The sequence below is a fragment of the Streptomyces zingiberis genome (assembly GCF_012034935.1).
Classification (GTDB): Bacteria; Actinomycetota; Actinomycetes; order Streptomycetales; family Streptomycetaceae; genus Streptomyces; species Streptomyces zingiberis.
Genome location: NZ_JAATEN010000024.1, coordinates 22,574 through 34,524, shown reverse-complemented (window position 1 = coordinate 34,524; position 11,951 = coordinate 22,574). Strand labels below are relative to the sequence as shown.

The 11,951-nt window shown below is 72.4% G+C and carries 6 protein-coding genes, 1 tRNA gene and 1 pseudogene; 6 read left to right on the top strand and 2 right to left on the bottom strand.

Annotation, left to right across the window (positions count from 1 at the left end):
* Positions 1-56: 56 nt before the first annotated feature.
* Positions 57-839: a hypothetical protein gene (locus HCK00_RS23460; protein ID WP_168104025.1), complete on the bottom strand. Its 783-nt coding sequence runs from the start codon at positions 837-839 to the stop codon at positions 57-59.
* Between the two features lie 1,174 nt (positions 840-2,013).
* On the opposite strand from HCK00_RS23460, the gene HCK00_RS23455 reads away from it, so the two are divergent.
* Both HCK00_RS23455 and HCK00_RS23450 read left to right on the top strand, forming a co-directional pair.
* The gene (locus HCK00_RS23455; RefSeq protein ID WP_168104023.1) at positions 2,014-2,211 is read left to right on the top strand and encodes a helix-turn-helix transcriptional regulator; all 198 of its coding nucleotides are present in this window, start codon (positions 2,014-2,016) and stop codon (positions 2,209-2,211) included.
* Positions 2,208-3,605, top strand: a complete 1,398-nt coding sequence (locus HCK00_RS23450; RefSeq protein WP_206320793.1) for a tyrosine-type recombinase/integrase — start codon at positions 2,208-2,210, stop codon at positions 3,603-3,605. The genes HCK00_RS23455 and HCK00_RS23450 overlap by 4 nt, the downstream gene beginning before the upstream one ends.
* A gap of 249 nt (positions 3,606-3,854) precedes the next feature.
* Here the strand turns inward: HCK00_RS23450 and HCK00_RS23445 are convergent.
* Positions 3,855-3,930 (bottom strand) — tRNA-Arg (locus HCK00_RS23445).
* A 355-nt stretch (positions 3,931-4,285) separates the two neighbouring features.
* Here HCK00_RS23445 and HCK00_RS23440 point away from each other — a divergent pair.
* From HCK00_RS23440 to HCK00_RS23425, 4 genes and pseudogenes are all read left to right on the top strand, one after another.
* Positions 4,286-6,070 carry a dynamin family protein gene (locus HCK00_RS23440; protein ID WP_311765450.1) on the top strand — a complete coding sequence of 595 codons (1,785 nt, stop codon included), beginning with the start codon at positions 4,286-4,288 and terminating at the stop codon, positions 6,068-6,070.
* Between the two features lie 5 nt (positions 6,071-6,075).
* Positions 6,076-8,982 carry a GTPase gene (locus HCK00_RS28575; protein WP_311765449.1) on the top strand — a complete coding sequence of 969 codons (2,907 nt, stop codon included), beginning with the start codon at positions 6,076-6,078 and terminating at the stop codon, positions 8,980-8,982.
* A gap of 310 nt (positions 8,983-9,292) precedes the next feature.
* A pseudogene (locus HCK00_RS28570) lies at positions 9,293-9,718 on the top strand (single-stranded DNA-binding protein); the annotation flags it as partial.
* Between the two features lie 598 nt (positions 9,719-10,316).
* Positions 10,317-11,729 carry a Cys-Gln thioester bond-forming surface protein gene (locus tag HCK00_RS23425; RefSeq protein ID WP_168104019.1) on the top strand — a complete coding sequence of 471 codons (1,413 nt, stop codon included), beginning with the start codon at positions 10,317-10,319 and terminating at the stop codon, positions 11,727-11,729.
* Positions 11,730-11,951 lie beyond the last annotated feature (222 nt).

Here is an 11,951-nt window from a genome sequence, read left to right as displayed (position 1 = left end):
TCGGACCGGCGCTCGGCTTGAGCGACGACCTACCCGAGCCTTGACCGGTGGCAGGCTCAAGTGCTGCCATCGAGATGCGAGCGAGCCGCTTGAACGAAGTCTGTTCGCACTTCGTGGAAACGCTGCCACCGCCCGTGGGGGTAGCGCTCCACAGCCTCGCTTAGCGACAGCTGGTGTGCGTACGTGAAAACGAGGGCCGTGGTGTCAGAGGCAGATAGCAAGTCCAAGGCGAGGATCTGGAGGCCGAGGCGCTGTCCGTACTCCGTTCGGCCCGGATCGTCGGATTCCATTCCCCGCAGCTCGCGTAGCGAACTGAGAACCGCCGCGATCGGCCGATGCTGATCGGAGGGAACTTCGCGCTGCTCACGCTGCGCGGATTCTTCGAGTACTCCCATCGCTCGCGCGGCGGTGAGTGCCTGCTCCAGCTCGAAGATCGTCTGGACCACGGCGCCCTGCAAGGCGTAGCCCTTAGAGACGATCTGCTCAGGTCCTTCGAGCTCGATCTTGCGATATGCGTCGGTTGCGACCACAGACCGAGAATGAGCCACTTCGAGTCCCAGCTCGGCTTCCGGCAAGTCTTCGTCAGCGAGATGTCCTGCTACCTCCCCGGCAGCCAGTCTGAACTCATCCACGGCGCCGAGATATTCGACCCAGACGTCGCGCCTTACGGTCCGACGCCACTGTGCGTTTTGGTCTCGTCCCTGCGCCTTGACCGCCTCGATGGCTGCGTTCGCCTGCTCCTGCATGCCGCGTGCCTGCCAGCGGGCCCCAAACAGGCCAAGCGCCACACCTGCCACCGCGATCAGCGCCGCGAGTACGGCAGCTGCCCCCTCATCCATCCCGGCATTGTTTCACGCCGAAGATCACGCCAAAGGGGAACCCGGCCGCGCCGGCTGGTGGCTGTGAATGCGACGAGGTAGCCGGCCAGTCTCACGACTGCGGCCAACTGGCCACTCAGTGGCCATGGTTCGTGAAATTCGGCCACGGGGCCTGAGATCCCACAGGCTCCCGGGGCGGATTCGCCCACGGCAGACGAGAAAGAGCGCCAAAGGACTGGAACCCTCCTCCGGGACCATGTCAACGTACAACGTCCCGTAAAACACCAGGTCAGCGTATAGACGCGGGCCTCCGGGGCGACCGCGGCATGCCGACCTCCCCGGCAGCCTGTACCCGCGTCCTACTCGGTCTTGCTGCCGAGGCCCGCCCCAAGGAGGCCCACCTGTCGAATCCCGCTCTCCGATCGGCTTGCTTCACTGCTGCCATCTCTTGGCGCTTGTCACCCCGAACGCGTGGACTGCACAGGAGTGAGAGGACTACGGCGCCCTCTCCACGGCGCAGCGTTTCTGTGCCTGTGCGGCTGGGTTGTTCGGTGACGATTTGCTGCAACACGGCTACCGCTGGGACCGAACGGTACTCGTGCACACTGCAACACACCCTGGAGTCGCAACCTGGCACGTCGCCCGAGCGGTCGGCGCTCCCGAGCGTATCGTGGCACCCCTCCTCGACCGGCTCACCGACGATTGGTTCGTGCTCATGACAGGCGGCACGACCCCGGGGCTCCGGTCGCGACGGCTGGCCTCCTGAGCTTCATCAGTTGAGAACTGTCCCGGAACTTCCCTGTGGCGGGGCGAAACATAGACCACGATCGCCGGTTAGCCAAACCGGCGATCGTGACGACCATTGAGGGTGTTCGCAGCGGCTGTGCTTGGCGGTGGAGCCGTGGCGGACGCAGTAGGCAGTGCCGCAAAAGACGCAAGGGGAAAATGATCGGCTCCCGCCTGCTGCTGCCCTGAAATCCACAGCGCCTGTTCGCTGAAATGCAGCGATGCCTCCGCCGAGTAGGCGTGGGCTCCCGGCGTTGTTAATTCCGCTCTGTCGCCCCGCGCGCTCCATCGCAAGGAACCACCTCATGTGCCGATCCGCGATACCGCCTGCCCTTTTCCACCCCGGGCCGGCGGACCCGCCCGCATTGTTCGCCAACCCCGTATCCATCCGCAATCGCGAGGTGGCGCCATGACGGTAGCGGTGCGACCTGGGCAGAAGCTGACAGTCGACGAGGTCTGCGCTGAGCTGCAGATCTCCCGATCGACCTTCTACGACTGGCGCCAGAAGGGGCGCGGCCCGCGCTGCATTCGACTGCCCAACGGCTCCCTCCGAATACGGCGCGGTGACTTCGAAAACTGGCTTATGGATTGCGAGGACCACTCTTGACGGACACGAGCTCGTTGGACGTTCGCTTCTACCCCATTGAGACGAACAAGCGAGCCAAGGGAAACACCTACACCGTCCGTTGGAAGGTGGCCCACAAGAAACACAGTAAGACCTATAAGAAGAGCGCGGTAGCCGACGACGAGCGCGCGAAGCTGATGTCCGCGCACAGGAAACGCGAGCCGTTCGACATCGAAACCGGGCGGCCGATCTCCTGGATGTCCAAGGCTGCTGAGGTGAACTGGTACGACTTTGCGGTCGAGTATGTCGACTGGAAGTGGCCCAGCGCCTCCAGCAACACCCGGAAGAACCTGGCGAAGGCTCTCACACCCGTGACCGTCGCCCTGCTGCGCACGCCGCCGCCCCAGCACTTCGAACCGGTGAAGGTCCGCAGAGCGCTGCGGGAGTACGCCTTCAATGTCCGACAGCGTACGGACGCGGAGAAGCCCGTGCCGGCCGAGGTGCAGACGATCCTCAACTGGGTCAAGCGCAACTCTCTCCCGATGAGCGCGTGGGAAAAGACCGAGCACGTTGACAGGGTCGTAACAGCCCTCAGCACGCGCCTTGACGGTACTGCGGCAGCCGCCAGCTCCGTCAGGCGCAACGACCGCATCATGAACTTGGTCATGGCCTACGCGATCAGGCACAACTACCTGAAGGCCAACCCTCTGCCGAAGGGTAAGGGCGAGCGCACCGCTCCGAAGGTGGCCCAGGCCATCGACAAGCGATGCCTGCTGAACGGAGACCAGGTCGCGAAGATGCTGGACTGGATAGGCCAGCGCCCGCGTCGCGGGCGCATCTACCGGGCGTTCTTCGCCACCCTCTACTACGCCGGCCTTCGGCCCGAGGAGGCGGTCGCCCTCCGTGTGGGGGACGCCACGCTGCCGGAGACGGGGTGGGGTGAGTTCCTGGTCCATGAGGCTCAGCCCGAAGTCGGCAGCCAGTGGACCGACACCGGTGAGGTCCATGAGAAGCGGGATCTCAAAGGACGGGCAGAGGGCGACACGCGTCTGGTCCCCATCCACCCGCGTCTCGCCGTGATCCTTCGCGAGATCATCGAGAAGTATGACCTCGGGTCGGCCGACCTTCTCTTCCCGGGAGAGAGGGGGGACATGCTCGCGGGGTCAGTGTTCCGGCGTGTCTGGGCCAAGGCGCGCGAGGAGGTCCTTTCCGAGCACGAGTTCAAGTCGCCAACCGGCAAGCGTGTGTACGACCTGCGTCACACCTGCCTGACAGCCTGGATGAACGAGGGCATCCCGCATTCAGAGGTCGCCGAGATGGCCGGCAACAGTGTGCCGGTTCTGCAGGCCATCTATGCGCGCTGCATCATCGGCCAGCGGGAGGTCTACCTGAAACGCGCCGAAGCTGCTCTGGAGCTCCCAGAGGTGGCGGCGTGAAGAGCGGCCTCAGAACCCCACGAAGAGGGGGGCCGAGGCCGCTCTGGTTTGTGCTCCGAGGGGGTGTCGGGCAGTCCCGCGCCCCCCGATTTTGTGGGACGTATGTGGGACGGACACCCGTAGAAGCCCGGTTTTGGCCGGTGCCAGCCGGACTCGACCCCCGGCGGAGGCGAAGAGTCCGATTAACGCGGAAGACCAGAAAAACGCAGTCTGACCTGCGAAAACGTCGCCAGCCTGACCGGCGGTCAGTGGCGCCCCCGGCAGGACTCGAACCTGCGGCCAAGCGCTTAGAAGGCACCTGCTCTATCCACTGAGCTACGGGGGCCGGTGATGGCCTCGGTGGCCTGGAGCCCGGTGCCGGCCGTGACCGACCGTCGCGCGGGCGGTGGTGCCGGTGCCCGGAGCGGCCGACCGTGGCCTCGTACTGCCGGGACAAGGATAGGGCTCCTCGCACCTCGCCCCGCTTGCTTCACCTCCGTGCCACCTTGTGGAGGTTCCGTGAAGCGGGATAGATACTCGCAGGCAGGTCCGATTCCCGCATCGCTTTTCGCTTCGTTGGGGCCGGGTGTTGTGTACTCGTTATGCCTGACCCCCACGGGTCACAGCCGTATCACGATCTCCTCGGCGCGCAGGGCTGTCATACGCTTCAAAAAACGAACAAAACCGGGCATTCTTCGCATGTGTCGACTTCGCATGCACAGCCCAAGCTGCTCGACGCGCTGTCCACCCTGCGCGACCGGGTCGCCGCCCTGCGGTTCCCGCTGGCGATCCCGGGGGCGGTCCGGGCCCGGCAGGACCGGGCCGAGTTGCTGGCGCAACTCGACGACTACCTGTTCCCCCGTCTGCGGGACCCCGAGGCCCCGCTGCTGGCCGTCGTCGGCGGATCGACCGGGGCGGGAAAGTCCACCCTCGTCAACTCCCTCGTCGGACGGTGTGTCAGCCCGGCCGGGGTGCTGCGGCCCACGACCCGCACGCCGGTGCTCGTCTGCCATCCGCGGGACCGTCACTGGTTCGCGGACCGGCGGGTCCTGCCCGGGCTGGTCCGCGCCCCGGCCGACCCGCCGCCCCGCTCCGGCCGCCGCCGCGCGCGGGACGGGCGTGACCTGCCGCCGCCGGACGGCGCGGAGGGGACGGACGGGCACACCGGGGACGATCTCCCCGGGGCCGGGACCGGGACCGGGACGGGGGCCGGGATCGGCACCGATGCCGCCGCCCACCCCGCCGAAGCCCCCACCGCCCGCACCGCCGGACCCGGAGCCGCCGGTGCCGACGGTGAGCGGCCCGCGCTCCGTGTGGAGACGGCCGACTCCATCCCGCCCGGGCTCGCCCTGCTCGACGCCCCCGACATCGACTCCCTCGTCGCGCCCAACCGCGAACTCGCCGCCCAGCTCGTCTGCGCGGCCGACATCTGGGTGCTCGTCACCACCGCCACCCGCTACGCCGACGCCGTGCCCTGGCATCTGCTGCGCTCCGCGAAGGAGTACGACGCGACGCTCGTCACCGTCCTCGACCGGGTGCCGCACCAGGTCGTCGGCGAGGTCTCGCGGAGCTACGACGCTCTGCTCGAACGGGCCGGGCTGGGGGACGTGCCCCGCTTCACCGTGCCGGAGCTGCCCGAGTCCGCCGGGGACGGCGGCGGGCTGCTCCCCGCCAGCGCGGTCGCCGGGCTCCGCGAATGGCTCGCCCAGCGCGCCCGGGACCCGGTCGCCCGGGCGGTGGCCGCCACCCGCACCGTGGGCGGGGTGCTGGCCTCCCTCGACGTGCGGGTGCCCGCCCTCGCCGCGGCCGCCGCGGCGCAGCACTCCGCCGCCGTCCGCCTCGCCCAGTGCGTCGAACGGGCGTACGCGGACGCGGAGGCGGGCGTCCGGAGTGACCTGGCCGCCGGAGCGGTCCTGGCCGGGGACGCGCTCGCCCGGTGGCGCGGCTACCCCTGGCACAGCGGTCCCCGCGAACTCCTCGAGGCCTGCGCCGACAGCCTCACGGCCCAGCTCTGCTGCGCCGTCGTCCTGGCCGACGAACGCACCCGGGAGCGCTGGCGGCGCGACCGGTCGGCGGGTGCGGGCCCGCTGCCCGAGATGGCGGCCCGCGCCACCGGTTCGGCCGACCGGATCGGGGTCGCCGTGCGGCGCTGGGCCCGATGCGTCGAGGAGACGGTGGAGGAGGCGGTCGGCCTGCTCGAACGCCCGGGAGCCGTCGACACCGACCATGTGGCGGCCATGCTCGGCGTCGCCCTCGTGGGCGGCAGGCGGTCCCGCACAGCCGGTCACCGGCTCACCGGGGCGGTGGGGGAGGAGGTCGCCGAACTGCTGTGCGAGCGGGGGGAGGTGCTGCTCACCGAGTGCCTGGAGCGCACCCTCGGTGGCGAGTGCGACCGGCGGCTGACGCCCCTCGACGACCTCCATGTGACGCCCGGCGTGCAGGCGCGGCTGATCGCGGCGCTGTCCGTACTGCAGAAGGAGAGGTGAGCGGCGTGACCGAGGCAGGCGAGCGCCCCGGGCGCACTGACGGCTCCGGGGGTTCCGAGTGCTCCGACGGGGCTGCGCTTCTCGGTGCCCCGGGCGGTCCCGGCGGCCCCCGCGGCTCCGGTGGCTTCCGCTGCTCCGGCGCAGGTACGGGGCAGGGGCGGCCGGAGCTCCCCGCCGCGTCGCAACTGCTCGTCATGGCGGAGGCGGAGGGGGCGGCCGCCGTGGAGACCTCCCCTCCGCCCGGGAACGTGCCCGCCGGGAGCGCGCCGGCCGGGAACACGCCGTCCGGGGAGGAGCCGGCCGTGGTGGACGAGCTCGCCGCTCCGGAGAGCGGCCCGTCCTCCGCCGCCTCCGAACCGCCCGGGTCCGGGCGGACCGAACCCGGGGGAGCCCCGCCGTCCGGCACCTCCGGGGACGGGCTGGCCTGGAACGACGGTCTCATCGCCCGGCGCGCCCCGGGGAACGGCGCCCTCCGCTCCTCCCGGCCGTTCGACATCGAGCGGGCGCGGCCCCCGGAGGCCGCCGCCGGACCCGGCGCCTCCGGCCGGGCTCCCGAACGCCGTCCGGGGACCGCCACGACCGTCTCCCACCCGGCGGCCTCCCACCCGGCGGCCTCCCACCCGGCCGGCTTCAGCCGCGCCCTGCGGACCCGGCTGGAGGCGCTGCGCGAACTCGTCGGTCTGTCGGCCGCCCGGCTGGACGCCCGCACGCTCGCCGAGGCCGGGCACGTCCTGGACGAGGCGGTGGCCCGGCACCGGCTCTCCCTCGGCCATACGGTCGTCGCGCTGGCCGGCGCGGGTGGCAGCGGCAAGTCCTCGCTGTTCAACGCCCTGGTGGGGGCACAGGTCTCGGCGGCGGGCGTCCGCCGCCCGACGACCACGGAGACGCTCGCCTGCACCTGGTCCGAGGGGGCGGACGGGCTGCTGGACCGGCTCGGGATCCCGCCCGCGCTACGGCGGCGCGCACCCCGGGACCCGGCGCGGCAGTGGCCCGGTCTGGCGCCCGGGCCGTTCCGCCACCGGCGGGGAGCGCCAGCCACCGCCCCGGACCTGAGCGGGCTCGTCCTGCTCGACCTGCCCGACCACGACTCGTCCGTGCCCGGTCACCGCCGGGAGGTGGACCGTCTGCTGGGGCTGGTCGACGCGGTGGTGTGGGTGGTCGACCCGGAGAAGTACGCGGACGCGGTGCTGCACGAGCGGTACCTGCGTCCGCTCGCGGGCTACGACGAGGTGACGTTCGTCGTGCTGAACCAGGTCGACCGGTTGCCCGGCGAGGCCGCCGAACAGGTGCTCGACGATCTGCGGCGGGTGCTGGACGAGGACGGCCTCGCCCTCGCGGAGCACGGCGAACCGGGCGCGACGGTGCTGGCCGTGTCCGCGCTGACCGGGGAGGGCCTCGACGAACTGCGTGAACAGCTCGCCCGGTTCGTCGCCACCGGAGCGGCGGCCGAACGGCGGCTCGCCGCCGACGTCGACGGAGCGGCCCGCCGGCTCGCGCCGGTCTGCCGCACCGAGGGCCGGACGGGCCTGTCGGCGCGGGCGCGGGCGGAGTTCGAGGACCGGCTGGCCGCGTCCATCGGCGCCGTGGCCGCCGGAGAGGCCGCCGAACGGGAGTGGCTGCGGCTGGCGGCACGCCGGTGCGGCACACCGTGGAGCCAGGTGCGCGGCCGGCGCGAGGCGCGGCGCGGAGGCGGCGGGAGCGGGGCGCGCGGGGTGACGGAGGCGGAGGAGACGGCAGCGGAGCAGACGGAGGACCGCGCCGCCGGGCCGGCGGGGGTGCGGGGGGCGGCGGCACTGCCGCAGGCCCGGGAGGTGCCCGGGGGGCGGGACGTCGCCGGGGCGCCGACGGCCTCGGGGGCGGGAGCCGCGCCGGCGGCCTCCCCGGAGGGATGGGCCGCGAAGGTCATGAGGGCCGCGAGGGCGGGGAAGGCCGTGAAGGCCGCCGGGGCCGCCCGCGCCCCGCGGAACGCGAGCACCGCCGAGCGGGTGGAGGCGGCGGAGACCGCCGGGAGCGGACAGGCCGGCCAGGCCGTACAGGCCGGGGAAGCCGCAAGAGCCACAAGAGCCGCCGGGGCCGGGGAAGCCCGAGAGTTCGGTGAAGCCGGTGAAGCCGGTGAAGCCGAGCAGGCCGTCCGGGCCGGGCGGGGTGGTCGGGACGAGCAGCACCGGCGGGGCGTGCCGGGCGAACGGGGCGCGGAGGCGGCGGCCGCGCGGACCGCGGAGGGTGCCGGGAGGGCGGCCGTGCCGAGCCGGGTGGGCGAGGGCCCGGGTGCCGCGGAGCCCGTCGGCGGCCCGGCGGCCGGCGATCCGGCGGTCGGCGGCCCGGCCTCCGGTGACACGCCGGACGCCCCGGACCGGTCCGGCCCGGGGCCCGAGCCCCGGGCGGCCCGTGCCGTGGTCGAGCAGGCGGTGCGCGTGGTGGCGGCCGAAGCGGCCGGGGGGCTCCCCGGGCCGTGGGCCCACGCGGTGCTGGAGTCCGCCGTAGGGGGCGCACGGGAGCTGTCGGAGGCGCTCGACTCGGCCGCCGCGCGGGTGGCGGCCACCGGTGCTCCCGTCGCGCCCCGCTGGTGGACGTTCGTCTCGCTCCTCCAGTGGCTGCTGCTGGCGGTCCAACTCGCCGCCGGGGCGTGGCTGGTGACAACGGCGACGGGCGGGGTGCCGGGCGGTTGGGCGCCCCCTGCCCTGGTGCTCGGGGGATCGGCCGTCGCGGGGCCGCTGCTGGCGCGGGCCTGCCGGTTCGCGGCGCGTGGTCCGGCGCGGGCCCGCGGACGGCGGACGGAACGGTGGCTGCGCGACGCCGCCGCCGCGTGCGGGCGGTCCCGGATCCTCGAACCCGTGGCCGCGGAGGCGCTGCGGTACCGGGAGGCGCGGGTGCAGCACGCCGTCACGGCGGGAGGCGCCGCCCACCTGTAGCACGGTCCCGCCGGGCTCCCCATCCCCCGTACGGGCAGTCCGTTTCTCCACAACCGGCCGGTAGTCCACAGGGCCGCGCGGAGGACGGCCGGCGCGGTCACGATGGCTCCGTCCGCGTGGCGGGGTGCGGGTGGACCGCGTCCCCTCCTGCGTGGACCGGTGCCGCCGCGGTCCGTGCCGATGCGGGCGCGGGGCACGCGGATCGCGGCGGCGCGGGACCGGTGACGCGGGCCGGTGACACGACTCGCGGCCGGCGAGGCGGGCCGTGACGGAGTGGAAGACAGACGGAGACTCAGGGGGAGACGCCGGGATGAACGAGACCTTGCTGACGGTGACGGGCAACGCCGCCACCCGGGTGGACTGCTGGGAGACGGAGGCCGGCCTGACGGTGGCCCGGTTCCGGCTGGCGACCACGGCGCGTCACTGGGACCGGCAGCGCGGCGCGTGGGCGGACGGGCCGACCAGCTTCTTCACGGTGTGGGCCCGCCGCACGCTGGCGGCGAACGTCGCCGCGTCGGTCACGGTGGGGGAGCCGCTGGTCGTGCGGGGCCGTCTGCGGGTGCGGGAGTCGGAGCACGAAGGCCGGCCGCGGACCTCCGCCGACATCGACGCCCTCACCGTGGGGCACGACCTCGCGCGGGGGACCTCGGCATTCCGCCGGGTGGTGCGCGCCGCTCCGGAACTGACGGCACGCAGGGTGGAGGAGCACCCGGAGCACCGGCCCGGGAGCCGGCGGGGGAGCCGGGCGGAGGACCGGCGGGAGGACCGGCGGGAGGGCGGGACGGAATCGGGACCGACGGAGGGCGCGGCGCGCCGGGAGGCACCCCCGAGAGGCGCCGGACCGCCCGGGCGCCCGGATCTCATGGATCGGCCGGGGGAACAGGAGCAGCAGGAGCAGCCGGAGCGGTGGACGTCCGCCACGGGCCCTGGCGCGGCGGGAAGCCCCGATCCCTGGGCCGCTCCGGCGGCCGGTGCCGATCCCGGGGCGGCGGAGTACGACCGTGGCGCGGCGGGTGGTGTGCTCGCAGGGAGAGACGGAGCGCCCTGAAGGGGCAGTTTCGGCGTGCTTTCCGGAGACTGCCCCGGTGGGGCCGGGAAATCGGGGGTACCTCCTGTGATACCCCCTGATGGGTAAGTAGATTTGTCGATAAAACCAGCTCAGAAACCTGGATTCGTATAACGATTCCGCTTCGGAACGCTTGCTCGATGAGTTCGCCGACCTCCCGGTCGGACTTCCTTCCTAAGATCCCTCTGCGTAGCCACGGGGGTTCAGGGGCTTACAGGTTTGACCGCGAGGCTCATCCAGGGTGGGTCTCGCTCGGAGGGGAAACTTCATGATCTCTGTTCGCAGACGGGGTTCCGCCCGTCTCGCCGCGGCGGTTCTGGCGTCCGGCCTCATCGCCGCGGGCGCGGTTGCCACCGCCGCCCCGGCGGTCGCCGACGACGCCGTTCCGTTCGAGGGCGGCGTGACCGCCACGCTCAACGGCCTGCAGGAGTCCGCGACTGCGGTCATCACGCACAAGGACGGCAAGAAGCAGAAGGTCGGCGCCGGTCTCTTCGGCCTGACCGTCAACGGTGGCGGCAGTCTGCAGACCTACTGCATCGACATCGCCAACCCCACCCAGAGCAAGGCGCAGTACGAGGAGCGGGCCTGGGACCAGACCTCGCTCCACAACAACGCCGACGCCGGCAAGATCCGCTGGATCCTGCAGAACTCCTACCCCCAGGTGAACGACCTCTCCGCGCTGGCCTCCAAGGCCGGGGCGCAGAACCTCACCAAGGAGCTCGCCGCGGCCGGTACGCAGGTCGCCATCTGGCGCTTCTCGGACAAGGCGAACGTCGAGGCCCAGAACCCGGAGGCCGAGAAGCTCGCCGACTACCTGGAGCAGAACGCGCAGAGCCTGGAGGAGCCCAAGGCTTCGCTGAGCCTGACCCCGCCGGCCGTCTCCGGCAAGCCCGGTGACCGCCTCGGCCCCATCGGCGTGCAGACCAACGCCGACAGCGTGACCGTCGAGCCCGGCGCCGCCTCCGCCGACGTCAAGATCGTCGACAAGAACGGCCAGCCGGTCACCAGCGCGTCCAACGGCAGCGAGCTGTTCTTCGACGTCCCGACCGGCACCGAGCCCGGCTCCACGTCGATGAGCGTCAAGGCCACCACCAAGGTCGAGGTCGGCCGGGCCTTCGCCAGCAAGAGCAAGAGCCAGACCCAGATCCTCGCCGGCTCCAGCGAGTCCACCGTGACGGCCACGGCCACCGCGGAGTGGGCCAAGGCCGGCCCGATCCCGGCCGTCTCCGCCAAGGAGAACTGCGCCAAGGGCGGCGTGGACATCACCGCCACCAACGAGGGTGACGAGCCGTTCACCTTCGACCTCGCCGGCGAGAGCCACAGCGTCGAGGCGGGCAAGTCCGAGACCATCACCATCCCGGTGAAGGAGGACCAGGCCTACAAGTTCACGATCAAGGGCCCGAACGGCTTCGAGAAGACCTTCGAGGGCGTCCTGGACTGCGAGACCACCGGCACCGAGAACGGCCCGGTGCCGTCCTCCGAGCCCAGCCCGGCCACGGCCGGTGGCTCCGGTGACGAGGTCGGCGGCGACACCCCCGCCGAGACCCCCGGTGGCGACCTCGCCGAGACCGGTGGCAGCAGCGCCACCCCGATGATCGCGGGCGTTGCCCTGGCGCTGGTCCTGGCCGGTGGCGCGACCGTCTTCTTCCTCCGCAAGAAGAAGGCCGTCGCGGGCGAGTGACCACGGTCACGGCGGCCCCCGGGCCGCGGCGCCGCTGACACCGGACGCACCGGTGGCGGCCGCCATGCCCCGCACGAGGGCAGGTGACACACGCGTGCGAGAAGCCGGATCCCTCCCGAGGGGTCCGGCTTCTCGCATGTGCGGGCGGGGGCAGCCGCGGGTGGCCGCGCGGCCCGGGGAGCGGCCCGGACGGCGGCGCGGCGCGGGCAACGGGTTTCCGGT

Bases quoted from the DNA above. Each gene is read 5' to 3' on its own strand.
- HCK00_RS23460 (WP_168104025.1), bottom strand. From the start codon at position 839: ATGGATGAGGGGGCAGCTGCCGTACTCGCGGCGCTGATCGCGGTGGCA.
- HCK00_RS23455 (WP_168104023.1), top strand. From the start codon at position 2,014: ATGACGGTAGCGGTGCGACCTGGGCAGAAGCTGACAGTCGACGAGGTC.
- HCK00_RS23425 (WP_168104019.1), top strand. From the start codon at position 10,317: ATGATCTCTGTTCGCAGACGGGGTTCCGCCCGTCTCGCCGCGGCGGTT.